Here is a 26011-nt window from a genome sequence, read left to right on the forward strand (position 1 = left end):
CCGCCCAGCACCGGCCAGGTGTTGCTGGATGGCCGGCCGCTGTCGGGTTTTGATAGTACCCAGCTAGCCCGGCAGCGGGCGGTAATGTCGCAGGAAATTCACCTGGCTTTTCCGCTCAGCGTGCAGGACGTGGTGCTGATGGGCCGCTACCCGCATTTCCAGCGCCGCCCCACCCGCCACGACCAGCACATTGCGCAGCAGGCCCTGGCCGACCTGGGCATGACGGATTTTGCCGGGCGCGACTATTCCACGCTGAGCGGTGGCGAAGCCCAGAAAGTGCAGATGGCCCGGGTGCTGGCCCAGATTTGGGAGGCACCTGCCCAGGGTAGCCGGGTGCTGCTGCTCGATGAGCCCGTATCCAGCCTCGATATTCAGTACCAACACCAGCTCCTGCAACGAGCCCGGCAGCTTGCTCACGCCCAAGCCATTGTGGTTGCCATCCTGCACGACCTCAACCTGGCCCTACGGTATGCCGACCGGCTGGTGCTAATCAAGAACGGCCAGATTTACGCCAACCTAGCAAATCCGCTTGACCTCACCGAGCAACTCCTGCGCGACGTATTTGCAGTGGATATGCACCTCATTACCAATCCGTACACCCAAAAGCCAGTAATTGTAGTGGCCAATTAGGTAGTGTTGTCGTTAGTGGTAAGCCGTTTGCTGTCCGAGCACAGCCTGGTACAGACCATTGGTGATGAAATTGATTGGTTGGCGGTTTTCCTGAAGGGCCTTTGCTGAATGCGGAGTACCCGTTTATAGCCAGGATACTCTTGAATCTTTCGGCTAACCAGATTTTGGGGCCACCTTTAAGGTCCGTTTTACAAGCGCCGCACGTGATGAACGACACCGAACAGCAAGAGCGAGAATACCTGGAAGAAATAAAGGAGCAACTGACACTGGCTATTCGGCGGGTTGACGACGCAGTTAAGCAGTCTTCCGCCGAGCTCCGGCAGCAAAAGCACTACATCCACGAGCACCAGTCCAGCATGGACGACGCCGACATGGTGGCCGCGGGCCAATCCATTAACCGCATGGCCTTTACCGGCGAAGCTGCCGTGTCGCGCAAGCGCAAGCTCCTCAAGCTGGGGCAGTCGCCGTACTTTGGCCGGGTAGATTTCGCTGCAAAAAATCAGGCCGTAACGCCGGTTTACATCGGTATTCACTCTTTCCTCGACGAGCGGCAGCGCCGTAACCTAATCTACGATTGGCGGGCGCCCATTGCCTCCCTCTTCTACGACTTCGAGCTGGGTGAAGCCTCGTACCGTACCCCTTCCGGCACAATTCAAGGGGCCATTGAGCGCAAACGGCAGTACAAGATCCGCGACGGTCGCATGGAGTTTATGCTCGACAGCGACGTCAACATCAACGACGACGTGCTGCAGCGCGAGTTGGCCAAGTCGTCGGACGACAAGATGAAAAACATTGTCGCCACCATTCAGCGCGACCAAAACGCGGTGATTCGCAACGAAACTGCGTCGGTGATGATTATTCAGGGCGTAGCGGGTTCCGGGAAAACCTCCATTGCGCTGCACCGTATGGCGTTTCTGCTTTACCGCTACCGCGAAACCATTGCGGCCCACGACCTGCTCATCATCTCGCCCAACAAGGTATTTGCCGATTACATCTCCAACGTCCTGCCCGAGCTTGGCGAAGAGCACATTCCGGAACTGAGCATGGACGAGCTGGCGGCCGACCTGCTCGGGCAACCTTACACGTTTCAAACTTTTTTCGAGCAGGTATCGGCGTTATTGGAGCACCACAACCCAGCGTTTATTGAGCGCATCCGCTTTAAATCTTCGTTCGATTTCCTGAGTCAGCTCAACCAATACCTGCTTCATATTGAAAATAACTATTTCACTTGGAGCGACTTGCGGGTTGGCCGGACCGTTGTTCCAGTTGCCTTTTTGCAGCAGAAGTTCCGGACCTTCCACCGCGTACCGCTCCTGAAACGGTTTGCGCTGGTCGCCAACGAGGTTCGGGCCTACGTGCGCGATGCAGCCGGCCGCAAGCTGACCGGACAGGAGAAGGCCACGATTGGGGAAGCAGTGCCTCGCCTGTTCAAGTTTCATCAGGTGCTGGACCTCTACCGAGACTTCTACCGCTGGCTCGGCAAACCCGAACTGCTTCAACTCGACCACCGGTTGCGCCTGGAGTACGCCGATGTTTTTGCGCTGATCTATTTACGCCTGCGCCTGGAAGGCATTACGGCATATGAGCACGTCAAGCACTTGCTGATAGACGAAATGCAAGACTACACGCCGGTGCATTATGCCGTGCTGTCGCGCTTGTTTCTGTGCCGCAAAACCATCCTGGGCGACGTTAGCCAAACGGTAAACCCCTACAGCTCCTCGTCGGCCGACACCATTGAGCGGGTTTTCCCGCAGGCCGAGGTGGTTACGCTTTACCGCAGCTACCGCTCAACCCTGGAAATTACCACCTTCGCGCAGCGGATCATACCGAACCCCAACCTCATTCCGCTGGAACGCCACGGGCCGGAGCCAACAGTAACGCACTGCAACAGCCAAGCCGAGGAGTTGGAAACCGTTAGGCAGCTAGTTGAGGCCTTTGCAGGTTCCGGCAATCAGTCGTTGGGAATCATCTGCAAAACGCGCCAGCACGCCGCGCAGGTGTATCGGGCACTGCAAGGACTTGATGTGCAGCAGCTCACGGAGGATTCCACAACCTTCAAAGAAGGGGCCGTTGTTACCACGGCCCATTTAGCAAAAGGGCTGGAATTTGATGCGGTAGTGGTGCCTTTCGCCTCCGCCCGGCACTACACAACGGAGGTTGATAAGCGCCTGCTCTACGTAGCCTGCACCCGAGCCATGCACCAGCTCACGCTCACGTATTCGGGGGCTATTACGGCCTGTTTAACAGCCTGATAGCAAGCCTCCAAATACGTGAGCTGATGCATAGGAGGGACGCTGGAACCCGCCCGTAAACTTTAGGCCGACATAGACCTACAGCTTCGGGCCGTAAGGTGCTTACTCTTCCTCGGCGGCAACAATAGAAGGGCCTTCGGGCAGGTTGAGCAGCGGGCCTAACAGCAAGGCGTTGGTGAACAGCCGGTCGGTGCCATGCCAGTAGTGCCGGAAGTTGGGGTTATCAGCAAAGAGGATAACCCGCCCGGTACCGGCTTTGCTGACCACCACGGCCGCCGAGTTGCTGATTTGCCGCAGGTTGGCTCTCGACACGTAGCCGCTTACCAGCGGCGTAGGCGTGTACTGCACCACCGTGGCATACGGGTTGCGGCTGGGGCGCAGGAAGGTGGTGCCGTTGCGGAATATATACAGCTGCCGGTTGGCCAACCCGAACCCAATGGGGTTGGTGGGGTCCACGGTGGCTTTGTAGATGGAGCCGGCAATGGCGCGGGTGCCTTCCTGCTCCTGCTCCACGAAGTCCACGCGCTTGGCGAAGGGCAATTCGCTTTTCTTGGGGCGTTGGGTGGCTTTCGGGGCGGGCGGGGTGGCCTCGGCTACGGCCACGGCAAAAGCCGTGGTGTCGGCCCAACCACCGTTGGCGGGAATCAGCAGTTTCTCCTTCACAATGCCTTGCTTGATGGCCCACTCCGAGGCATTCTTGAGCGTGATGAGCGTGCCGCCGTCCGTCACCCAGCGCCGGATTTTCTCCACGGCAGCCTTATCCAGCGCGGCGTAGCTGCCGCCTACCAGCACCAGGCTGCTGTAGCGGCTCAGCGGCGCACGGCCTACGTTGCTCAACTCGATGCGGCTCAAGGGCAAGCCCAGATGCTGGCTGGCCACAAACCACGCCTCGCCTACTTCGGCTACGTTGGTGCCAGCGCCTACCAGCAGCGCCGCCTTGGCTTCCGGCACCGTGCGTACGTTGTTGGATCCCAAATCAATACCACCCACGCTGAAACCAGTATTCACGCTGGTAAACGTGACTTGCGCCAGCCGGCTCACCCGGCTCACAATCTGAAACACCGAATCGGTGGGCAGCTTTTGCGTGGCCACCGGCACCACCAAAGAGCCGTACCCGAAGTCGATGGGCTGGGCGGCGGTGCCGGCGCGGAAGGGCTTGAAGGCGGTTTTCACGGTGACCCCAGCTTGCTGCAACGCCACCAAGGCTTTCGGGGCGTTGTAGTTGGACCAGGGCAGCAAGTATGCGTAGCTGCTAGCCCCGCCGTTGACGGTACCGGTCAGGGTTTTGGCCACGGTTACGGGCGCGCCTTGTACTAGGCTGGTGTTCTTCTGCTTAGACAGCGGTAACCCGTAGGCCTGGGCCTGACTCCAACCGGTTACGTCGTAGAAGATACTGTCGTGGAAGGCAGTAACTTCCTCGAACAACGAGTGCACAATGCGGTACTGGGGCTGCGCGGCGGGCACCACGTAGGCCTTGCCTTGCTCGAAAGTCTGCTTGTCGAGCGTAACCGTTTTGCCTAGCTCGTGCACCCGGATTTTGTGTTGCAGCAGCAATTCCAGAAACCGGTTGGTGAGCGTCGGGTCCTGGGCATTGCCGAACACGTAGGCTTTGGTCGGGAACTTGCCGGCGGCCGTCAGGGCCGAGCTGAAAAACTCGCGCTGGTGGCGCAAATACAGTTCCCGCTCTTCCACCGCGCCGCGCACGGTAGCCAGGCCAGTAGCTACGTGGTTGCGGATGGTAAACGGAAACTTCACCACGCCGTTGCCGCCTTCCTGCGCTATACCCCGCGAACTGCCCACCTCGAACGTCACGCCCACGCCGCCCTGAAAATCAGGGTAGGTAGAGCCGTAGATAGGGGAGAGGTTGTCGAACTGCTCTTTGGTCCAGTACAAAGCGCCGAGCTGGTCGAGGGCCTGGGCGTGGTACTTGGCCAAATGCACATTCAGTACCTCGTAAGTAGCCCTCGGAATCAGGTCGTTTTCGGTGCTCAGTGGCTTGGTGGGCTCGAAGTAGTAGGTGCTACTAGTGCCCATTTCGTGAAAGTCGATCATCACGTTGGGGTACTACTCGTGGAAAAATGCCATCCGGGCCCGGCTTTCCGGCTGGGTCAGGGCTAGCCAGTCCCGGTTAAGGTCGGTGTAGAAGTGGTTGGTGCGGCCGTTGGGCCAGGCCTCGGTGTGCTCCCGGTCCAGCGGATCCGTCACCGGCGGCCACGACTTATTCTGGTCGAACCAGTGCGAAGCCCGGTCGCGCCCATCCGGGTTTTCCAGCGGATCAATAGTAATGACGGACTGATCGAGCCACTGCTTGGTTTCGGGGGCGGTGGAGGCCGTGAGGTAATACGCCGTAAGCAACGCCGCTTCCGAGCTGGAGCTTTCGTTGCCGTGCACCCCGTAGTTCAAGCTGATAACCACCGGCAGCTTGCCGTAGTCGGGCACCGGCAACGACGGGTCCACCAAGCCCTTGCGCTCGGCTTGCAGCTTGGGCAGGTTCTGCTGATGCTCCACCGAGGTAATGGTAGCCACCACCTGGGGCCGCTCCTCAAACGTTTTGCCCAGCACCCGCAAACTCACCTTGTCGGATACCCGATCCAACTCGCGCAGATACGCCACAATCTGGTCGGTGCGGGTGTAATGCGAGCCAATTGGGTACCCCAGAAATTGCTCGGGCGTAGGAATGGCCGGGTCGAAGGAGCCTGCCGCTGCTTTGGGAAAGTAGTAGCCGATAGAGCCGGCAGTCTGGGCCGTGGCGGGCACCAGCGTCAGGCTCAAGCCCAACGTTAGAAGGGCAGCGGAGAAGTATGGTTTCAACATGAAAGTAGAAATCGGAAGGAGGTCTATAAGCTTGTGTTTGCAAGCTTATGGTGACAGTTATTTTGGTGACAGCCTGGTCAAGCAAGGATATTGTCATTCCGACGAAGGCGGAATCTGAGTAAGCTTTTCATATGAGTCAACTCAGATTTCTCCTTCGTCGAAATGACAATTAATAGCCCGGATTCTGCTCCAGGTCGGGGTCAGCAACCAAGTCGTTAAAGGGAATCGGGAACAGCCAGCGGCGCTGGTCCGTGACGCCGAGCACCGTGCCGGCCCGGCCGGTGCGCACCAGGTTAAACCAGCGGTCCGCCTCGAAGGCAAACTCGATGCGCCGCTCGTTTTCAATGGCCAGGAGCAAGGCTTCGGCAGTGGCGGCGGAACTGGCGGGTACCCCGGCCCGGCTGCGCACAGCGTTCAAATCGGCCAGGGCCTCGGTGAGCTTGCCTTGCTTGGCGCGGGCCTCCGCCCGAATCAGGTACTGCTCGGCCAGGCGCAGCACGTAACTCGGGTCGTCGCGCTGGGCCGAACGGCTGTAGAGGTTGCCGTAGGTAACAGGAAGGGTTGCAATGGTGGTGGTAGCCAGCAAGGCCGAGCGGTTGCCGCCCACAGCCGGGTCGTTAAGCTGCGTAATCAAGCTCTGTACCGGCTGGAAGTTGAACTGCCCGCCCAGCGCACTCGGGAACCAGTTGTTCCACATGGTATTGGCGTCGGAGTTGCTAAATGTCAGTTCAAAAATGGATTCCCGGCTCAGGAAAGGGGCCGTCGAAAACGTGCGGTAGGGCGTCACGAGGCCGTAGTTGGCGTTGCTGATTACCAGCGTAGCCGCCGTTTCCGCGTCGGTCCATTGCTGGCGGTAGAGGTGCAGGCGGGCGCGCAGGGCGCGGGTGGTGGCTTTCACGGCCCGGTTGCGGGTGGCGGCTTCGGGCAGCAGGGTTTCGGCTTCGTTCAAATCGGCTAGCACCTGGTCGTAGGTTTGGGCGAGGGTGCTCCGGCGGATACCCTGGCCGTTTTCTTTGCCGCGGGTGGGCGTGAGCACCAGCGGCACGCCGCCCCAGCCCCGGCCCAAATCGAAGTACACCAGGGCCCGCAGGAAGTAGGCTTCGCCCAGCAGCTGGTTTTTCTCGGTGGTCGGCAGCAGCGGGTCATTCACGCCGGGCACGGCCGCAATAACGTTGTTGGCGCCGTTGATGGCCTGGTACATCTGGGTCCAGGCTTCGGTAATCAGCACGTTGTCGGCGCTGAGCTGGTTCTGGTCGATTTGCAGGAACTGGTTGAGCGTGCCGTTGAAGCGCACGTCTTCGCCGGGCAGAAAACCGAGTACCGGCCAGTTCAGTTGGTAGTACGCCTGCACCCGGTCGTAGGCGCCGATGGTGGCCGAGCGGGCACTGCCGGCATCGGTTATGGCGCGGTCGGCGGGCAGCTGCTGCACGGGGGTGGGTTCCAGCAGGTCACCGCAGGCGCTCAGCCCGAGGGTAGCAGCGGTGGTTTGGAACGCGAAAAGGAGGCGGTATAGCGTCTGTTTCATCTCAAGTAAAGCTTAGAATCCGACCGTTACGCCCACCTGGAAGGTGCGGGGCTGGGGCACCGTGGCCCAGTCGATGTTTTTGCTGTTTTGCACGCCGCTCTGCGAGTTGATTTCCGGGTCGAGGCCGGAGTAGGGCGTGACAGTGAAGAGGTTGGCGGCCTGCACGTACACCCGCAGCGAGTTCAGATGCGCCTGTCCCACCACTTCCTTGGGCACGGTGTAGCCCAGCGTGAGGGTGCGCAAGCGCAGAAACGAGCCATCTTCCAGGTACCGGTCGCTCAGGTTCTGCACCACGCCGCCGTAGTTGTTGCTGGCCGCGTTGGTGGTCAGGCGCGGCACGCTGGTGATGTCGCCGGGCTGCTGCCAACGGTCCAGCTGCTCGCGCAGGTAGCCGATGTTGCTTTGCGTGCCGCCGTGCACCAGGAAGAAGCGGTTCATGTTCATGATTTTCGCCCCCTGCTCGAAGTTCAGCAGGAAATTAAAATCAAAGCCCTTGTAGCTCACCGAGTTGGTAACGCCCCCGAAGTAGTCGGGCCAGGCGTTGCCCACCAGCTGGCGGTCGGCCACCGAAATCTGCCCGTCGCCATTCACATCCTCGTACTCGGCATTGCCATTCTCGGGGTTCACGCCGGTTTGGTGGTAGAGCCAGAACGAGTACAGCGGCGCGCCTTCTTCCAACCGGAAAATGTCGCGCGAGCCGGCCGTAATCGGGGCCGCCAGTTTCTCGATGCGGTTCACGTTGCGGGCCAGGTTGAAGGTGGTGCTCCACTGCACCGCGCCCTGGGGCAGCCAGTTGGCGGTCAGCTGCACTTCCACGCCCTTGTTGCTCACGGCTCCGTAATTTTCCACCACGGAGGCAAAGCCGGTTTTGCGCGGCACCGGCACGTTCAGCAACAAGCCCGACGTGTACTTATCGTAGTAGTTCAGCTCCAGTTGCAGGCGGTTTTGCAGCACGGCCGCGTCCAGCCCTACGTTCCACTGCCGGGTCGATTCCCAACTCAGATTAGGGTTGGCCAGCTGCAACGGCGTGGTGCCCGGCAGGTCCAGGTAGTTGGCGCCGCCTTGCACCAGCCCCAGCGCCGCAAAGTCGCTGATGCCGGCCTGGTTGCCGGTTTTGCCTACGCTGGCCCGCAATTTCAGCTCCTGAAACACGTTCAGGTCTTTGACGAAGTTCTCTTCGCCCAAGCGCCAGCCCAACCCCACGGCCGGGAAGTAGCCCCAGCGCTGGTCGGCTCCGAAGCGCGAGGAAGCATCGGCCCGCAAGCTAAAATCAGCGGTGTAGCGCTGCTTGAAGCTGTACGTCGCCTTACCGAAAAACGACAGCAGCCCCGCCTCCGAGCGAGCCGACGACCCCGTTTGGGTTGCCGCCGAGGCAATGCTGGTTAAGTCGTTGCTCGGGAATTGCTGTCCGAACAGGGAGGTGCGTTGAAAGGTATTTTTCTGGATGGTATTGCCTACCAGCGCCTGCAACGAGTGGTTTTCCCCGAAATCCACGTTGTAGTTCAGGGTCTGCTCGTTGAGCAAGGTGATGTCGCGCGAGAGGTAGGAGGTGGCGGTGCCGCGCGGCTGCCCGGCCAGAATGAGCGTGTTGTTGAAGTTGTTTTCGTACATCTCATTGAAGTCGATGCTCCAACTGCTGCGCAAGGTCAGGTTCCTGCGCAGGCGGTATTCGCCGTACACGTTCGAGATGCCGCGGGTGCCCACCGCGTCGTTGTTGAGGTTGTCAATCAGGGCCTGGTGGTTGTCGAACGAGCCATATTTAGCGTACGAGCCGTCGGAATTATACACCGGCAGATTGGTGCGCGGAAACAAGGCCGAGTTGATGACGCCCACCGGGTTGTTGTCGTTGCTGCTTACGTTGCGGTGGGTGCGGGTGAGGGCCGTGCTGGTGCCGATGCGCAGCTTGTCGTTCACCGAGTTATCGAGGTTGACGCGCAAGCTGAACCGGTCGAAATCGGTGGGCCGGGCAATGGCTTCCTGCTTGAAATAGCCCGCCCCGATGTAGAACTGCGTTTTCTCGGAGCCCCCGGCCGCCGACAGCTCGTAGCTCTGGGTTTGGGCCGTGCGAAACACGTCGGAGAGCCGGTCGTAGGTTTGCTGCTCTTCCGGCAGGCCGCGCCCTCCCGATGCCACCGAGCGGTACGGCAGCAGCGCCGGGTTGCCGCCGTCATTCAGAAACCGCTCGTTTTCCAGCGTCGCCAACTCCTGCCCGGTTACCAAATCAAACTTTTTCGGCGCTTTCGACAGGGCGTGGTAGGTGTTGAAGGTGATGCGGGTTTTGTCGCTGGCTTTGCCGCGCTTGGTCCGGATGAGCACCACCCCGTTGGCCCCGCGGGAGCCGTAAATGGCTGTAGCGTTGGCGTCCTTCAGGATTTCCATGCTCTCGATGTCCTGCGGGTTCAAATCGGCCAGCGGGTTGGAGGCCACCTGGTTACCGAGGCCGGTGGCAATCAGGTTGCTGTTGTTGATGAACACGCCGTCCACCACGTAGAGCGGGTCGTTGCTGGCATTCACCGAGTTGCTGCCCCGGATGCGGATAAACACGCCCCCGCCCGGCACCCCCGAGTTGGCCGATACCTGCACGCCGGGTGCCTTGCCCTGCAAGAGTTGGTCGGGGCTGGCCGCCGGAATGTCGCGCAAGTCGTCGCCCTTCACCGAGCTGATGGCGCTGGTCAGGGTCTTGCGGTTCTGCTCGCTGTAGCCCGTCACTACCACTTCCGAGAGCTGCTTCACGTCGGATTTCAACGCAATACTTACCGTGCCCGACGTGGCATTTATCGTCTGGCTCACGTAGCCCACGGCGCTAACTACCAGCGTGTTGTTGCCGGCAGGCAGCACCAGCGTGAATTGTCCGTTTGCGTCAGTGGAAGCGCCTGCTGTGGTGCCTTTTACCACCACCGTAACGCCCGGCAACGGGGTGCGGTCGGCGGCATCAAGGATGGTTCCCGTCACGGTTTGCGCGGGGGTAGTTTGGGCTAGACTCGTGCTGGCCAGGCTCAGCAAAGCCACGGGCACCGCCCCAAGAGTAGATAATTTCATATGAAAAATGAGCGTAGTGGCGATGAAAACCCACCGTCGGCGGCGCGCAGTGGTAGCGGCGCTAGTGGGCAGTTCTTTTCGGAATGGGGGCCTTCGCGCGGGCTGCTACGCGGCTTGAAAAGGCGCACAGAGTAGCAGATTCCTCGGGGAGGAACTCGGCAAAAACCACCGTAAAAGGCAGGAAACGGCCCCAGAGGGTGTCTGGCGGTTGCGCGTAATAGCCCGCTGAAACGGGCAGCGCCGGGCCGGCAGGACACACAAGTGCCCTGGGGTGGGGTAACGGAGCGGCGTGCTATAGCCCGCGGTTACCTAAGCAAACAGGAAGGAGAAAAGGGGAGTACCCGGTCCTTAGCAGCTCATGCCCATCACCCGCATACAGACGACCAGACGCAGGAAGTCACAACATCCATGCTGTACGGCGGCGCAGGTGGCGGATGGGGCGGCAAGAAAGGTGAAGGTGCTCACGGCAATGTTGTTTTTATATGGTCAGGACTTGGCACCGTTCCGGATGTTCCGGGGGTTGTCGGCGGTTCATCGAGCCTGTCTCTCCGCGCCTCTGTATAAAAACAATCCTTTACTTTATTGGAAAGAATTGATGTTGCAAATGTAGGTGAGCATTTTTTAGAAATCCAAATTTTTATCACCAGCACCGCGCCGCGCTACCACTACTTCTGTTGATGTTGGGTTTTATTTCACCTCGTTTGAGGTGGTTTGCCGCCGCATTAAAATGATAGTAAGCAGTTGTTCTACTGCTCAGAATAAAGCGCTTTTATCATTAAAATAATGAGCTGATTAAATTGATAAAATTACATTAAGTACCTGTTGAAATCAGACTGCTGATTTGTTATTTGTTATACTAATCGGGCCTTAATTGTCTTGTTTGAAGGTGTGTTTTGGAAGAAATGATATTCGAAACGTAGATATGTTTACTTGTAAAATTATATTTTACTGACTTTGTAAATATTCTTGTTGTTTATATGGTATTTCCTGTAAATAGTGTTAATTCATTAATGTTCTGAGTTGCTTTTCATTTGCTGGCTGCCATGTGCGACTTTGCTCGTAGCACATGAAAGTTTGCTTGAGAAATTTCAGGGTATGCTGTCTTAAGCTTGGCTTCCGCAGCAGATTCTGACAGGATTCCGTCCCGGACGTTGTAGTAAATTTCCAGTGCTTGCCGGCCTGCTGCATCAGCTTTAGCCAGGGCAGTTTCCGCGTCGGATTTAGTAAGGCCGGGAAAAGCGGCCTGCAAGGTTTCAGCAGTAACTCTCGAACGGTTGGGGTCCGTGTTGAAGCTGGCTTGCAGTGCGTAATTGAAGGGGGTTTCAGCGGAGCCTAAAGGAGTGTTGGGCTTATCGAACCTTTCCAGAAAATCACCAATTGCGTCTCGCCAGCTCATGTTGCTACTTCTTAGGAATAGTGGTAATCTGAATTTCTGTGACGCGGCCGGCCTGCATGGAAGTCGCGAGTTCCTTTTCTTCAATCGTCGCCCAGATAGAAAATTTTGGGTCGTAGAACGGACCTTTATACACTTCCACGCTGCCGCTGGCTCCCCTGGCAAACCGGCGCGACAAGCGCCCCCACTGGGGCCGCATTTGCGTGCGCCAATCCACTTTGCCATCCAGCAGCACGGTTTGCCGATCCAGCCAGGCGCCGCCTCTGGTCATTTCCAAAGAAGTGCGGCCATTCAAGCGGGCCAGCATTTCGGCCTCTTGCGCCGCTTTCCCGCCCGAAACACCTTCCAGCCCCGACCAGAAAGCCGATTTACCGGGCGGGGTACTTACGTTCCGGAACGGAATCTGGGCCCTTACGGACGTAAAGCGCCCATAAGCTGGCGCTGCTTTGGCTACACTACCCGTCAGCTTGGTAATAGTCCGGACGTGCTGCACTTCCGTTGCGGCAATGCGGAAGCCGGTTTTGGCCGCGCCGCCGGCTCCTTTGGTCGTGAGTACGTCGCCGGCTACGCGGCCTACCACTTTGCCCCATTGCCGCGCCTTCCAACTCGGCATTTCCTTAATGGTTCGGTCTAACGCCATGACAATCTGCACTTGCCGCGGAGCAAACTGGGTACCAAGCTTCTGATCCAGCCATTGCGCACTGCGCATTCCAGCGGTAGGGTTGCCGGGTGTCTGGCCAATCAGGCTGACAGCAACGATGGTGGTACCCATTTCAGTCCAGGTTTTTGCCTGCCAAGCATCGTGGGTGGCAAAATTCCAGGTGCCTTTCAAGGAAGCGCCTACACCTTCATAAAAGCCGATGGAGTATTGCCCGTAGGCTCTGGCGGCCTGTACCCCACCCGCCAGCATCCGTGCTCCTATGCTAGGAGGCGCAATGGCTCGGGGGCGCTGGCTTACTGGCCGCGGAGCCACTCGCGGAGTTGCTTTTCCTTGCTGTGCCACCACCACCCGCCCACTTACGGGCCGAGACTTGCTTAGCGGTTTGGCAGTAGGGCGGAGCGCCTGTACCCGGTTACTGGCAGGTGGCTGGCGACGAGGTGGTGGGGTAGGAGCGAGCATATCGAATCAGCAGTACGCGAAATGAACAGCAATGCAAGAATCCACGTAAGGCCTAATGGAAGGCGGCCTTGAAAAGCGCAAGTTTCAAGAATTCTTCTAAGTTTACTGAATGCCCAGGATATAGTTGGGGTGTCGTTAGTGAATGTCCAGTTTTTTTTAACTTCTCTCGGATTCATGAGTCGTCAGGTAACATCCTCTGTGCAATGCGCTGGTGCGGCATTAGCCCCCTCCGCCGATATTCAACAAATATCTCTCACCCAAAGTCTGTTCGCTCATCACGAGTTTCAGGTGGTTGTACCCTTCGACCGGGTGGAGGGAAGCAAGGTGTCTTTTTTTTCGCAGGCCCATAAGCGTTTGTTAGGTCAGCCGCTTACACTGGCCATCGAAGCTGATTCCTTCCACTTCAACCAGGGGCAGAAGCTGTTGTTCAAGGGCGTAATTACGCATCTGGAAGCCGGCAAAGACAACGATTTTGCGGGCAGCGTAGTGGCTCGCGGCTTCAGTCCGTGCTACCTGCTGGCCAGCGGCTCCAAAAAGCGCACGTTCGTGGCCAAAACCCTCGATGCTATTTTCAATGAGGTGTTGCAGCCGTACCCGGCCAATGTATTGGCGCGCAAAATCAACCCGCAGCACAAGGCGCCGCTGCCTTACGTGGTGCAGTACCGCGAAACCAACTTCGAGTTTCTGAGCCGGCTGGCCGCCGAGTACGGCGAGTGGTTTTACTACGACGGCGAAGCCTTGCAGCTGGGTACACCGGCCAGCAGCGAGGAAATTGAGTTTGTGGCCGACGGCGACTACAACAGTTTCAGCTTTGGGATGACGCTGCTGCCCACCAAGGCCAAGATGTACGAGTACAACTACCAGAAACACCAGCACTTTAAAAGCAGCACCAGTAGCCAAAGCCTGCCCAGCCTGCAAAACCACCCCTACGGCGGCTTTGCGCTAAGCCAGGCCGAAAAGCTGTTTGCAGACGAGGCCCACACCACAGCCGAAATGGTTATCGAGGGCAACAGCCAGCTTGATGAAGAAGCCAAGCTGCTCAAGGCCAATGCGGCGGCCGGGCTCGTGACGCTGCAAGGCTTTAGCGACAACCCCAGCCTGCACTTGGGGAGCGTGCTCAACGTTAGCGGCGAGGGTATTGGCACGGAGCACCTCACGGCAGAAAGCTTCGGCAAGTACCGCATCCTGGAAATCACCCACTTCATTGATGAGGTAGGCAACTACAGCAACCAGTTTTCGGCGGTGCCGCACGTAGTGGAAGTGCCGCCGCTGAACCCAACTTACGACGCCCCGCAGGGCTCACCCGAGCTGGCCGAAGTCATCAACGACAAAGACCCCGAGAAGCTAGGGCGCCTGAAGGTGCGCTACCACTGGCCCGTTGATAATCCGCAGCAAGCCGAAACCGATTGGATACGCCTGCTCACGCCGTATTCCGGAAGTGGCAAAGGGCAGCTGTTCAAGCCCGAAGTAGGCTCGCAGGTGTTGGTAGATTACCAGAATGGGCTGGCCGAACAGCCGTTTGTACTGGGCAATATGTTCCACGCCAATAACAAGCAAGGAGCTAAATACTCGCCCGACAACAACCTGATGAAAGGCATTCAGACGGCTGGGGGCAATAAGTTTGTGATGCAGGACAAGGAGGGCGAGCAGAGCATCAATATCTCCAACTCCAACAACAAAGCCACGTCCCTGAACATCAACTTCAACGGCGACGGTAGTGTCAGTATCAGCACCAATGGCCCTATCAATCTCACCGCTGGCGGCGACATTACCCTTACGGCCAAGAAAAATATCACCCTCACGGCCGAAAACGTGACAATCAATGCCAAAACCAAAATCACGAAAACAGCCAAGGAAATAGCCATGACCGGCAGCGAAAAAGTGAATATGGATGGCAAAGCCACCTCCATCAGTGCTGGCGACACCATGAAAATTGCCGCGTCCTCGTCGTTGGATGTGACTGGGGGCAGTAAAGCCAGCATCAGCTCCGGCAAAACCAGAATCCACTAATTCCAGCGCTATGTCATTGCCTCTGGCGCTGGGAGCTGTGGCAGCCCCGCGTACGTACAAGCTCACTACCACCTCATTTATGCGCATGAATGAAGCCGAGGAGCGCAACGTGTATCATACGGTGGCCCGGCAGACGCTGCTGGAGCGCAAACCCAACAACACCTATCGGCTGGCTATTGATGTGCTAAGCTTTGAGGCTGAGAATCGTACTTTCTTCAACTCGCTGGCCGCCGACCTCAACCGGGTCAGCAATGCCCTAATTGTTCAGACCGACATTTACGGGCGGCTGGACCGCGTCGAAAACAAAGGGGAAATGCTTGACACCTGGCAGCGCATCCGCTCCGGCGTAAGCAAGAAGTACGAGAAGTACTACCCCAAAGCCTTTTTCGAGGCATTCGGCCAGAACATGCAGAAAGAGGGCGTGTTCGAGAAAACTATCCGCCACAAAGGTCTGCACGGCGTGCTACTACCTGGCATCTACGGGTACGGCTACACCCCTGACGTGCCCGTACCGGGTACGCGGGTGCTCGAGCAGTTTATCAATCAGGTAAGTCTGCCCCTTCAAATCACTACGAAAGTGGTGGAAAGTCAGGCTCCCAACCACCTGACCCTTGAGGTAGTGGGTACGCTCAACCAGGAGGCCTTGCAGGAAGACGACCTTCGCCGGTTGTTCCGTACCATGGCTGACAATCCCTTGCTGAAGGTGAATATGCACGTAAACTGTATGGAACGCTATACGCTGGAGGCAGCTACGGGCTGGCTGTTGCAGGCCGAGCAGCGCCTGGAAGTGGCAGTGCCGGGCATCTACCAAAACAACGTGCACCACACCCTGGAAACTGTTGGCTAGGTGCTCCTTTCCGCCAAGAAATTGCTATCTGTTCTGTTCGATCTTCCCTAACTCACCCGCTACGCTATGGCTGTTGACGACAAGTATGTGATGAACGGAGTCTGGCTCACCTGCGACAAAGGCGTAAGTCCTTCGCGCTTCAACGTGACCCCTAAGCCGGTACAGCTCTACGACGAGCACTTCGCCAACGAATTAGACAAGATTCCGCTGGTCAACATCCTGCCGTTTGGCGTGTGCAGCGTAACGCGCACTCCCTGCATGCCCGCTCCTGTGATGTGGGAGCGGGTGATGGAAGACGGCCTCACCGTGCTGGGCGCCCGGCCCCTGCTCGATACCAGCAAGTGCATGTGCGGAGTGGGCGGTAAAATTGCCATTCACTTCACCAAAGCCGATGCCACGGCCGCCGTTGAGCTGGACCAGAAGCTGGACCAGATAGACGCCGCCGCGGATGCCGTGGAAGAAGCCTCGGGCTGGGGCTTCTGGGGCGGCTTGGCCATGGGAATTGGCGGCGCTATTCTGGTGGCTACGGGCGTAGGGGCACCGCTGGGCGCAGCCATGATAACGGGGGCCGGCTACCTGATGACGGCCAGCACCATTGCGGGCACTGCCGCCGTGGCCGTGAGAGGAGCCACCAAGTTTGCCCGCGACCCAAGCAAAGAAGTTGGGTTGTCCATCGTAGGCGAAGTAGCTTGGGAAGCGGCGAAAAACTACGTAATGCAAAAGCTTGGCGGCAAGCTTATTGGCAAGCTGGCCAACTCCAAGCTCGGGCAGCGCATTGCCAACTCCAGGTTTGCCCGCACCATGGAGGATCGGTTTGCCAATGCCTTTGGGCGCAACCGCACCCCCAAGCCGCTCTGCGTTGGCGAGCCGGTAGATGTGGCAACGGGCAAGGTTATCAACGAAGCCATAGATTTCGAGCTGAACGGTCCGTTGCCTCTGGTTTGGCGCCGCGTGTGGTACTCCACTTCCGCCCACGAAGGCGCCCTGGGCCACGGCTGGCACCACAGCTACGACGAAGAGCTTTACGTTGACGATGAGGTGATAATCCTACGCCTGCCCGACGGCCGCTATACGGGCAGTGAGCTGATTCCGCTGGGGGAAGCTGTTTTCATTCGGAGCGAGAAAATAACGCTGGCCCACACTACGGCTGGCTATGTGTATGTTGATGCGGATGGGGTAGCCCACCATTTCAGCCACAGTAGCGCCACTGATTCCTACAAGCTAAGCCGGCTGGAGCGGGCTGGCAATGCGGGTACTATCGTCTTTGAGTATTCCGCTGATGGGCACTTAACCGGCCTCGTCGACAGCGCGGGCCGGGAACTCAAAATAGAGCACGACGCCGCGGGCCGGCTGCTCAGCATTCAGGCGCCGCACCCCACCGAGCCCCGCGGACAGGTGACGGTAGTACGCTACAGCTACAACCGACAAGGCCATCTGGTAAAAGCTGCTGATGCTCTGGGGCAGGCTTGGCAGTTCCGCTACCAGGGCTCGTTGCTGGTGCGGGCTACGTACAAAAATGGCGTCAGCTTTTACTACCGCTACGATGGTACTGATGCCCGTGCCCGTTGCCTGCGTACCTGGGGCGACGACGGCATCTACGCCTGCCAGCTTAGCTACGACCTGGAAAATCACCGCACCACCGTTGTCGATTCGGTGGGGGCGCAGCGGGTGTACGCCTACGACCCGGAGCTGGGGGTTGTCACCCAGCTTTTCGATGCGCGCGGGGGCGTCAGCAGCTTCGAGTACAACGAGTTTGGCGAGCTGCTCACTGAAACCGATCCGCTGGGTTATCAAACGCTGTACGACTATGATGAGCGCGGCAACTGCATTGTGGAAATCCAGCCCGACGGCGCTAAGTTTCAGCGGCAGTACGATGAGCAGGATTGCCTGATTGCCCTCACGGATGCCCTGGGCAGCCAGCAGCAGTGGCAGTATAATGAGCAGCGGCAATTGTTGGCGCGTAAAGACCCCACAGGGCGTAGCATCACCTACACTTACCAGAACGGCCGGCTCACCCAGATTACGGATAGCTTAACCGGCCGCTCAACGTCATTAGGCTACGATGCGGCCGGCAACCTTCTCGAGCTACGCAACGAGGAAGGAGCTACGAGCCGCTGGCTGTATGATGCCTGGGGCAGACCCTATAAAATCACCGATGTGCGCGGCAACGTGCAGTGGCGGGAGTACGATTTGTTGAATCGGGCGGTGAAAGTAAACGAACCCGATGGCAACGTCCGCTTTCTACACTATGACGCGCTGGATAACATCATCCGAGCCAAAGACCGGCGGCATGATGTGCAGTATGCCTACCGTGGCCTGGGCCGGCTGATTCGGCGCGTAGAGGCCGGCGTTGCCGTGGAATTTCTGCACGACACCGAAGAGCGGCTGCGTGCTGTTGTCAATGAGCACGGCCTGGCTTACCGCTTCGAGCTTGACGCAGAGGGCGACGTAACCGCCGAAGTAAGCTTCGACGGGCTGACGCGCCAGTACCGGCGCGACATTGGCCGCCGGGTTATAGAAATGGTGCTGCCAGACGAGCAGGCTGTTCGCTACGAGTACGACCAGGTTGCCAGGGTAACCAAAGTGCGTTATCCGGATGGCCAAATTAATTCTTTCACCTACCGGGCCGACGGAGCTTTGCTCAGCGCCAGCAACAACACCATCGACGTAACCTTCACGCGCGACCTGCTGGGCAATGTACTGGAGGAAGCGCAGGGAGTTCATACCGTTACCAGTGAATTTGATGCCGCTGGCCGCCGAACGAAAGTAACTTCGTCGATGGGGGCCGACCTTACCTTCAGTCGTGATAGGGCAGGTAATGTAGAGCGCATGCAGGCCGGCCAGTGGCAGGCCCTGTTTGAGCGAGACGCGCAGGGCCTGGAAATTCAGCGTAGCCTGAGCGGCGGCGTGCGTACCCGCTGGAAGCGTGACCAGATTGGCCGACCCACCGAACAGCACATCAGAACGGGCGCCGGGCGCCAGGAGCGGACCCGTGCCTATGCGTGGCAAAGCGGCGACCAGCTCCTCCATATCCAGGACAGCACGCAGGGGCTCAGCCGCTTCGAGCACGATGCGTGGGGCAACCTGGTAGCAACCACGTATCCGGATGGCCACAGAGAATTGCGCCTGCCTGATGCCACGGGTAATTTGTTTACAACCGTACAACGGCAGGATCGGCGCTATGGCCCGGCCGGGCAGTTGCTCGAAGCCAACGGCACGCGCTATGCCTACGACGCACTGGGTAACCTGATCCGCAAAACAACAACTCAAGGACAGGAATGGCGCTACACCTGGAATGCGGCCGGCATGCTGTGCGAGGTACTGCGGCCCGACGGGCAGCCGGTGCGGTTCACGTATGATGCCTTGGGGCGCCGCATCAGCAAATCTTACCAAGGCCAAACCAAGCAGTGGCTGTGGGATGGCAATACTCCCCTGCATGAGTGGTATGCGCCGGATTCCTTGGTTACGTCTGCGGCCGATGTGGTGACCTGGGTATTTGAAGACGATAGTTTCACCCCGGTTGGAAAGCTGCAGGGCAATGCGCAGTTCAGCATCATTGCCGACCACCTGGGAACTCCGCTCGAAATGCTAGACCAATATGGCCAGCAAGCCTGGTTGGCCGAACTGAGCAGCTACGGCCGGGTGCGCCAGCTAAAGGGAGAGGCCCAGGCGTGCCCGTTCCGCTACCCAGGGCAGTATGAAGACCTTGAAACGGGTCTTTACTATAACCGCTTCCGGTACTATGATCCGGAGAGCGGACAGTACGTAAGCCAGGACCCCTTACGGCTGAAAAGCAACAACCCGAATCTGTATGCCTACGCCCATGACCCCACCAGCTGGGTGGATTTATTTGGCTGTAGTATTTTTAATCCGGTACCTTGGACGGCGCCTACAACCGGAACCGGATTCGACTACAAAGTATACCAGCAGCAGATCAACTGGGACCTTCCACTCACGGCGAAAGGCGGTGGCACAGAAACAAACCTAGACCGTGCTCTGCGGGGTGAGGCCCCCTTCGTCGTCAAAAATGGGCGCTACGAGCAAATCAACCTGCACCACTCCCAACAAAATGGCAAAGGGCCACTTTTCGAGTTGTCGAAGGGTACGCACCAACGCTACTATGGCAGCAATGCGTTACACCCACATTTACCCAATAAACATCCCGACCACCCGGTAGACCGGGACCTGTTCAATACTGACCGAGAACAGTACTGGAAAGACCGGGCCGGAACGGTTCAAAAAGCGCGAAGTGCCCAATCAATAGGGTGTAAAAAATAGCACTATGTTGTCTGAAAAAGTAAAGCAATATCTGGTGGCCGATGGCAATGCCCAGCCCCAGAACTCCGTGAAGCAGCAATACGCTGACGTTCTACTCGATTTGAACATTCCGCTCGACAGCGAACTAGCCGAATTTCACTTGTCGACCATTGGCCCAACGTTCACAGGCCGTCTTTATGAGCTGTATCATATCTGCTGGAATACCATCTACTCCAGTTACGATTTAGATCTGGACCGCACCTGGAATATGCTGGGGTTGCCGAAACAGTACATTCCCCTGGATGGCTTCGAGGCCGAGGGCGGCTTTTTCTATGACCGCCATACGGGGGCGGTAGTGGAAGTGGAGCTGGGAGAAAAACTCACTGCATTGCGTAATGGCACCCTACAGCCACAATGGGCAACCTTCAATGAGTTTTTAGAGTGGTACTTCAAGTTAACTTAGCCGCTGTGCTGCCACCCTATGCCAGTAGCTGGGGCCCGAATGCGCTACGCCGAACCTGAGCGGCGGCTTGCGTGGTAGAATGGGCTGTGGGTAGATATTCTTGCTGATTATCAGAGAATTGCCAATAAAAAAAGCCCCGACACCACTGGTGCCGGGGCTTTTTTTATTGGTTCTGAGGGCTTACACCCATTTGTTGTCCAACACGGCGCCGTTTGCGTTTATTTTGTTGGCCGAGATAGTCAGGCTCAACGTCATGGACGTGTTGGTGTCGGCACCACGAGCATCAAAGTGCTCAGCATAGCTTACGCAGTAGGCTTCCTCAAAGGAAATTTCCTTGAGAGTGGAGTCCTGATCAATGCGCTTGAAGGTAATCTTACCACTTTCGCGCTTGTAGGGGTCTAGCATCCAGCTGGTAAGTGAGGCGCTATCCGTAGAAACGATGGTCACTTTGATAGTGCCACCCTGTACCTTAGAAGAAGGCCGACCTTTGTCGTCAATGGCTTGATCGAAGGAGTAGCTGCAGCTTACTACTTCGCAGTCACCGCTGCCAGCGGCATTGAAAAATGCACTAAATGAGGCCATACTACAAACTGGTTAGGGTTGAAAAATGGTTTTAATGGAAAGGAATAACTCTACTTCTGGTTGTTTACTTCATTATGACAGCATATCGTCGCACTGGTTCTTATTACTGCTGCTTGTACTCAGCATTCCAGTCACGGCCCGGATCATCTGGGTCGTCGCCTTTGGTGCCATCCAGCGAAACCAAGAAGGTTTTGGCTGGGAAATAAGGCACCATGTGAATGTCGAGCAGAATACGGTCCTTTTGGTTAGGGTCTCGCTCGAACTTCTTGATAGAGAATTTTTCAATCAACTTGCCTGGACCCGCAATACCGTCTAGGAACCGCACAATCTGGCTCTGGATGTCCATGCGCATGTTGTGGTCCCAGTTTTCAAAAGCCCGCCGGTTGAGGAAATCAATCAGTACTTTGGTTACATAGTCGAACACGCGCACCACGGAGTAGGTTTGCAGGCCGATATTGTCACCGTTGAACAGCGTTTTGGCCGAGAAGGCCATTACCCGTCCATATTCGTTTACCATAGGCACGAGGCCCAATTTCTCGAGGTTGGCAATTTCGCTTTTGCGCAGTGGAAACCGTACCCCATCCACTTCGTTGAGGGTGCCGTGCTTGCGGCCCGCTGTTACCTGCGAGGCCAGCGTGCTGTAGATGCGGCCCGCCAAAGCCGAAGAAGGTGGCACAAACAAATCCTCTTCTTCGCCTACTTCTTCCAGCTTGCCCCGGCCAACCAGCCAGTTACAGGCCATTATTACGTTGGATTTGTGCGCGTCGGCCCCAGTTAGGTTGGCTTCCTCGAACAATTCTATGACGTCGTCGGGCGTGTCGTAATGTTCGAAGTCAGTTACCAGCATCACCTTGTTCTTGTGCGCAATCTTGGCCCATTTGTCTACCACCTTGTTGGAGCCCAAATAGCCAGGTACTACTAGTAACGAGTAGTTGTCGCGCAGATCAAGACGGTCGTAGTTGTCTTCCAACTCGCTGGACACGGCATCGATAAACGTGGTATTGTCTAGGTCTTGCAACTGGTCCTTATCGGCGTTCAGGATGGAGATATTCTTTATCTCATCCTGGTCGGTGTTGCGGTAGAACAGCGCCACGGAGCGGTACGACTGCTCCATGTCGTGCGTGGCCTCAATGGCTTTCTTGAGGTTGTCGGTAAGCTGGTTCTGCGAAGACTCTACCTGTTGCTCGCACTGCTGCACGGCATCTGCCACCGAGTCGGCTTTGCTTAGCATTTCGTGCCACAGCGCCAGCCGCTTTTTGAGCTGCTGCCGGTCGGCTTTCTTGGTGTCTTCGGTAAGAAAAATTTTCTTACGCGCTTTCTTTTCAGGATTGAGGTTGGATGCCCCATCGATGGTAGTTTCCAGAAGGTCGAAACCACCGAATTTGGCCAACGCCTGCGTGGTTTGTTCTAACCCAGGAGCACGTTCCCGTTCGCGGGAGCCCGCTGCGGCGGCAGCATTCTGTTGTTCGGTCGCCATACAGAGAAGAAGCTCTAATGAGCTATAGTATAAGATAAGGGAGGGAAAAGGATGTTGCTAGGCCACTGAGCCTAGTCCAGTTCCTCCATCATTGCCTGAATGGCAGCTAAGAAGGCGGCTTTCGTTTCCGGTGTATCCAAAGCCGACTTCAAAATCTTATTGGACTTAAGCTGGCGCAGTAGCTTTTGCAGATCATCTGCCTGCGTACTCAAATCCTGTAGGAAATTGCTCTGATTGATGATGCCTTTTTTGCCAAAGTCACCGAGCGATTCAAAACGCAATGTTTCAGGAACGGTAGTGCCGTTTTCCTTCTCAAATTCCACCTCTACTTCCGGCTTGAAGTGGGCAAAAACAGCTTCTGGTGTACGGAGCCCTTCCACTATCTGGGCCCGGAGCGGCGGGTCGGCTGTGAGCTTTTGCACCAGCAAGGTGCGGTTGAGAGGAATATCTGTTATGGCCTCTTGAGCATTATCAAGTTTTCGCTCTTGGCCACCAATTCCGTAGTTGTACATAAGAAAGAGGATTACGCTGGATGCTTCACTATCAACTGCTCCCTATACGGGGCTTCATTGGTTAAGGTACAGGAAAATCATAGAATCTGCTTATAAAGATGTTGTTTCACCATTATTTAACACACTAAATGTCGTTCGTTTGCGTAGCCATTGAGCCTCAACTGAACCCCAACCGGCACTGTTTTACGTAGGCGAGGAAACGCGAAAGTATTCTACCTTACTACCGGCAGGGCGCTATTTGTTGGGAAGTATTTAGCTCCCGCGCGTAGTTTCTTATTGCTCTTTAGCACCTCTTCACATAGTTCTGTTATTCCATTCCGCATCTATGGCTTACACCGACGAGTTGAAACGAGTTCTGCACATTGCGCAAGCAGTGGCTCACGAGTACCGCCACGAGTATTATGCCGCGCCGCATTTGCTTATGGCCTTGCTGCACAATGAAATAGGCTTGGCATCGTGGCTGGCCGTGGACCTGGGCAAAGATGTGCATTACCTGCGCGAGTGGGCCGAGGTGCGGTTGGAAGGCCTCCCCAAATCCACTCGCCCGCCGGAAATGCCCACTGCCGACAAAGACCTGAAGGGGGTGCTGGAAGTGGCCGACTTGGTGGCCCTGCAACTATCTAAAGACCAGACGGATCCGCTGTGCGCGCTGGCGGCCGTGCTGCGCCCGGGTTTGGCCTACACCACCGAGCAGCTGAAATCATTGCCGCTCACCCAGCGGGAGGTGATGGAAGCCACCGAGCCCGACGTAATGCAGCCCGTAGCCGTGGGGGCCGACGGGCAGGAGTCGGCCCCGCTCACGGACCGGGGCGCCCCCGCTGCCAAGGCGGGGGCACTGGCTACGTACTGCGTTAATAAAACGGCGCAGGCCGAAGCCGGCAAGCTGGACCCCATTGTGGGCCGCGACCGGGAGACACGTCAGATGGCCGAAATACTAGGCCGCCGCACCAAGCCCAACGTGCTGCTGGTAGGCGAGCCCGGCGTGGGCAAATCGGCGCTGGTTGAAGGGTTTGCCCAGCAGATTGTGTTGAAGAAAGTGCCCCTGCATTTGCAACAGGTAACGTTGTTTGAGCTGGATTTGGGCACGTTGGTGGCGGGCGCTTCGTACAAAGGCGAAGTGGAGGACCGCATCAAAAGTGTGCTCGGCGAAATCAAGCAGTACACCCGCGCAATTCTGTTTATCGATGAAATTCACGCGCTGCTCGATCCGAAAGGCTCGGCTGGCGCAGGCATTGCGCAGCTGCTCAAGCCGGAGCTGGCCCGCGGCGAAATAACCGTTATTGGGGCTACCACCAACGACGAGTATCGCCAGTATATTGAAGCCGATGAGGCGTTCAACCGCCGTTTCGACGTGCTGCGGGTGGAGGAACCGAGCGTGGTGGTGGCTGAGCGGATGGTTGCCAGCGTGCTGCCGTACTACGCCACCCACCACGGCCTGCAAGTAGGAGCGGGCACTGTAGAAGAAGCCGTGCGCCTGGCCAAACGCTACATCAAAGACCGGCAGCTACCCGACTCCGCCATTGACCTTGTGGACCGTACCATGGCCGCCATCCGGATGCTCGACGACCACGCCGGGGCCGAGCTGCTCCAGATGCAACAGGATTTTGAGCAGCTGGCCGAAGCCCACCGGGACCTACCCGAAGCGGAGCGCCTGAAAGAGTTGCGCTGGTTTCTGTACCAAGTGCAGAACCAAGTGAGCCACCTCTGGCTCAACCAGCTCGACCAAGAGCAGCAACCCGACACCCTGGAAACCTCGGAGGCGCTGGAAACCTACATTCGGGAGCTGCTGGCGGCGGTAGTAGAGCTGTCGGCCACCAAGAAAGACAGCGTGGAGCGGGCCGATATTGCGGCGGTGGTATCGGGCAAAACGGGCATTCCGCTGGGTAAGCTGCAAAGCAATGAGCGGGATAAGCTCCTGAATATGGACCAGACCCTGCAACAACGGGTAGTAGGCCAGAACCACGCCGTGAAAGCGCTGTGCGAAGCCATTCTGGAGTCGCGCTCCGGCTTGACCAAAGCGGGGCAGCCTATCGGCTCGTTCTTTTTGCTGGGGCCCACGGGTACCGGCAAAACCGAACTGGCCAAGTCTCTGGCCGACTTTCTGTTCAACGACGAGTCGTTTCTGATTCGGTTTGACATGTCGGAGTTCAAGGAAGAGCACTCGGCCGCGTTGCTGTACGGCGCGCCTCCCGGCTACGTGGGCTACGAGGAAGGTGGCATGCTCGTGAACAAGATTCGGGAGAAGCCGTACTCGGTGGTCTTGTTCGACGAAATCGAGAAGGCCCACAGCTCGGTGTTCGACATCTTCTTACAGATTCTGGACGAAGGCCGCCTGCACGACCGGTTGGGCCGGGAGGGCGACTTTTCCAACGCCGTCATTCTGTTCACTTCCAACATCGGCAGTGAGCAAATCATCAAGTCGTTTGGCGAAGGGCAGATTCCGGCCACCAACACGCTCATGGAAACCATGAGCCGCCACTTCCGCCCCGAGTTCCTGGCCCGCCTCACCGAAATAGTGCCGTTTGCGCCTATTTCCGAGGAAAACGTGGTGCAGATATTCGACATTCATTTGCGGCCTTTGCAAGAGCAGCTACGCCGGCAAGGCATTACCCTGCACCTCTCCGACGCCGCCCGCACACATCTGGCGCTGTCGGGGTTCACGCCGCGCTACGGAGCCCGGCCGATTAAGGGCGTGATTCGGCAGCAGCTGCGGCGGCCTATTTCCCGGATGATTATTGCCGGTGAGGCAAGTAAAGGCACGGTGATTTCGCTGGATAAAGCCCCCGAGGCCGAGGAGCTTACCTGGCACAACCAGCCCGCCGAAGAGCTAACCGCGCAGCCCGTAACTACTTCAGCGCAAGAAACTTCAGCGCAAGAAATAAGCAGCTAGTATCAAGCAGCCGGCAATAACCCCGGGCAGTTAAACAAACACTGCATAGGAGCAGCGCAGGTTAGCTAACCCAAGTTGCGGACTAGCCGCGTAGCGGCGAAAGGCTGGTAGCTACCGGATTCTGTTGGAACGGTACGCCGCGTAGCGGTGCCAGAAGGGGGTGTGCCTCTGGCACCGCTACGCGGCGCGGCCCGTCTGTG

The 26011-nt window shown here is 57.6% G+C and carries 16 protein-coding genes and 1 riboswitch; of the genes, 7 read left to right on the top strand and 9 right to left on the bottom strand.

The genetic code is table 11. The features are described from left to right. Both J0X19_RS14120 and J0X19_RS14125 read left to right on the top strand, forming a co-directional pair. The coding region (locus J0X19_RS14120; RefSeq protein ID WP_206985025.1) for an ATP-binding cassette domain-containing protein at positions 1-630 on the top strand (630 nt) is incomplete at its 5' end. Positions 631-836: 206 nt separating this feature from the next. Then, entirely contained in the window at positions 837-2882 is a 2046-nt protein-coding gene (locus J0X19_RS14125; protein WP_242582658.1) for a HelD family protein, read from the top strand. Positions 2883-2984: 102 nt separating this feature from the next. Here the strand turns inward: J0X19_RS14125 and J0X19_RS14130 are convergent, their stop codons facing one another. From J0X19_RS14130 to J0X19_RS14155, 6 genes are all read right to left on the bottom strand, one after another. After that, positions 2985-4934, bottom strand: a complete 1950-nt coding sequence (locus J0X19_RS14130) for a M14 family metallopeptidase (protein WP_206985027.1) — start codon at positions 4932-4934, stop codon at positions 2985-2987. A 12-nt stretch (positions 4935-4946) separates the two neighbouring features. Next, positions 4947-5696 carry a M14 family zinc carboxypeptidase gene (locus J0X19_RS14135; protein WP_206985028.1) on the bottom strand — a complete coding sequence of 250 codons (750 nt, stop codon included), beginning with the start codon at positions 5694-5696 and terminating at the stop codon, positions 4947-4949. Between the two features lie 169 nt (positions 5697-5865). Further along, positions 5866-7221: a RagB/SusD family nutrient uptake outer membrane protein gene (locus J0X19_RS14140; protein ID WP_206985029.1), complete on the bottom strand. Its 1356-nt coding sequence runs from the start codon at positions 7219-7221 to the stop codon at positions 5866-5868. A 12-nt stretch (positions 7222-7233) separates the two neighbouring features. Next, positions 7234-10260 (bottom strand): SusC/RagA family TonB-linked outer membrane protein, encoded by a 3027-nt coding sequence (locus J0X19_RS14145; protein ID WP_206985030.1) that lies wholly within the window; start codon positions 10258-10260, stop codon positions 7234-7236. A 475-nt stretch (positions 10261-10735) separates the two neighbouring features. Beyond that, a riboswitch (SAM riboswitch) is annotated at positions 10736-10827 on the bottom strand. A 460-nt stretch (positions 10828-11287) separates the two neighbouring features. Further along, a complete protein-coding gene (locus J0X19_RS14150; protein WP_206985031.1) occupies positions 11288-11656 on the bottom strand; it encodes a hypothetical protein in 369 nt (122 codons plus the stop codon). Positions 11657-11660: 4 nt separating this feature from the next. Then, complete coding sequence (locus J0X19_RS14155; RefSeq protein ID WP_206985032.1) at positions 11661-12773, bottom strand: hypothetical protein; 1113 nt, start codon at positions 12771-12773, stop codon at positions 11661-11663. A 174-nt stretch (positions 12774-12947) separates the two neighbouring features. Between J0X19_RS14155 and J0X19_RS14160 the strand changes: the two genes are divergently transcribed. The 4 genes from J0X19_RS14160 to J0X19_RS14175 all read left to right on the top strand — a co-directional run bounded on the left by J0X19_RS14160 (position 12948) and on the right by J0X19_RS14175 (position 20350). Continuing rightward, on the top strand, positions 12948-14783 hold the full coding sequence (locus tag J0X19_RS14160; RefSeq protein ID WP_206985033.1) for a type VI secretion system Vgr family protein: 1836 nt from the start codon (positions 12948-12950) through the stop codon (positions 14781-14783). A gap of 10 nt (positions 14784-14793) precedes the next feature. Further along, the gene (locus J0X19_RS14165; protein ID WP_206985034.1) at positions 14794-15630 is read left to right on the top strand and encodes a hypothetical protein; all 837 of its coding nucleotides are present in this window, start codon (positions 14794-14796) and stop codon (positions 15628-15630) included. 66 nt (positions 15631-15696) lie between these two features. Continuing rightward, positions 15697-19908 (top strand): DUF6531 domain-containing protein, encoded by a 4212-nt coding sequence (locus J0X19_RS14170; RefSeq protein WP_206985035.1) that lies wholly within the window; start codon positions 15697-15699, stop codon positions 19906-19908. A 4-nt stretch (positions 19909-19912) separates the two neighbouring features. Next, on the top strand, positions 19913-20350 hold the full coding sequence (locus J0X19_RS14175; protein WP_206985036.1) for a hypothetical protein: 438 nt from the start codon (positions 19913-19915) through the stop codon (positions 20348-20350). 180 nt (positions 20351-20530) lie between these two features. Here the strand turns inward: J0X19_RS14175 and tssD are convergent, their stop codons facing one another. From tssD to J0X19_RS14190, 3 genes are all read right to left on the bottom strand, one after another. Next, entirely contained in the window at positions 20531-20932 is a 402-nt protein-coding gene (gene tssD / locus J0X19_RS14180; RefSeq protein WP_073287881.1) for a type VI secretion system tube protein TssD, read from the bottom strand. Between the two features lie 103 nt (positions 20933-21035). Next, positions 21036-22409 carry a DUF5458 family protein gene (locus J0X19_RS14185; RefSeq protein WP_206985037.1) on the bottom strand — a complete coding sequence of 458 codons (1374 nt, stop codon included), beginning with the start codon at positions 22407-22409 and terminating at the stop codon, positions 21036-21038. 71 nt (positions 22410-22480) lie between these two features. Continuing rightward, entirely contained in the window at positions 22481-22921 is a 441-nt protein-coding gene (locus J0X19_RS14190) for a hypothetical protein (RefSeq protein WP_206985038.1), read from the bottom strand. Positions 22922-23246: 325 nt separating this feature from the next. Here J0X19_RS14190 and J0X19_RS14195 point away from each other — a divergent pair, with 325 nt between their 5' ends. Next, positions 23247-25811 carry an ATP-dependent Clp protease ATP-binding subunit gene (locus tag J0X19_RS14195; RefSeq protein ID WP_206985039.1) on the top strand — a complete coding sequence of 855 codons (2565 nt, stop codon included), beginning with the start codon at positions 23247-23249 and terminating at the stop codon, positions 25809-25811. Positions 25812-26011 lie beyond the last annotated feature (200 nt).

Source organism: Hymenobacter telluris (assembly GCF_017313265.1).
In the GTDB taxonomy this organism is placed as follows: Bacteria; Bacteroidota; Bacteroidia; order Cytophagales; family Hymenobacteraceae; genus Hymenobacter; species Hymenobacter telluris.

Coding starts and splice junctions, on each gene's coding strand:
- J0X19_RS14155 (WP_206985032.1), bottom strand. CDS start 12,773: ATGCTCGCTCCTACCCCACCACCTCGTCGCCAGCCACCTGCCAGTAAC.
- J0X19_RS14140 (WP_206985029.1), bottom strand. CDS start 7,221: ATGAAACAGACGCTATACCGCCTCCTTTTCGCGTTCCAAACCACCGCT.
- tssD (WP_073287881.1), bottom strand. CDS start 20,932: ATGGCCTCATTTAGTGCATTTTTCAATGCCGCTGGCAGCGGTGACTGC.
- J0X19_RS14150 (WP_206985031.1), bottom strand. CDS start 11,656: ATGAGCTGGCGAGACGCAATTGGTGATTTTCTGGAAAGGTTCGATAAG.
- J0X19_RS14175 (WP_206985036.1), top strand. CDS start 19,913: ATGTTGTCTGAAAAAGTAAAGCAATATCTGGTGGCCGATGGCAATGCC.
- J0X19_RS14135 (WP_206985028.1), bottom strand. CDS start 5,696: ATGTTGAAACCATACTTCTCCGCTGCCCTTCTAACGTTGGGCTTGAGC.
- J0X19_RS14195 (WP_206985039.1), top strand. CDS start 23,247: ATGGCTTACACCGACGAGTTGAAACGAGTTCTGCACATTGCGCAAGCA.
- J0X19_RS14145 (WP_206985030.1), bottom strand. CDS start 10,260: ATGAAATTATCTACTCTTGGGGCGGTGCCCGTGGCTTTGCTGAGCCTG.
- J0X19_RS14125 (WP_242582658.1), top strand. CDS start 837: ATGAACGACACCGAACAGCAAGAGCGAGAATACCTGGAAGAAATAAAG.
- J0X19_RS14190 (WP_206985038.1), bottom strand. CDS start 22,921: ATGTACAACTACGGAATTGGTGGCCAAGAGCGAAAACTTGATAATGCT.
- J0X19_RS14170 (WP_206985035.1), top strand. CDS start 15,697: ATGGCTGTTGACGACAAGTATGTGATGAACGGAGTCTGGCTCACCTGC.
- J0X19_RS14185 (WP_206985037.1), bottom strand. CDS start 22,409: ATGGCGACCGAACAACAGAATGCTGCCGCCGCAGCGGGCTCCCGCGAA.
- J0X19_RS14165 (WP_206985034.1), top strand. CDS start 14,794: ATGTCATTGCCTCTGGCGCTGGGAGCTGTGGCAGCCCCGCGTACGTAC.
- J0X19_RS14130 (WP_206985027.1), bottom strand. CDS start 4,934: ATGATCGACTTTCACGAAATGGGCACTAGTAGCACCTACTACTTCGAG.
- J0X19_RS14160 (WP_206985033.1), top strand. CDS start 12,948: ATGAGTCGTCAGGTAACATCCTCTGTGCAATGCGCTGGTGCGGCATTA.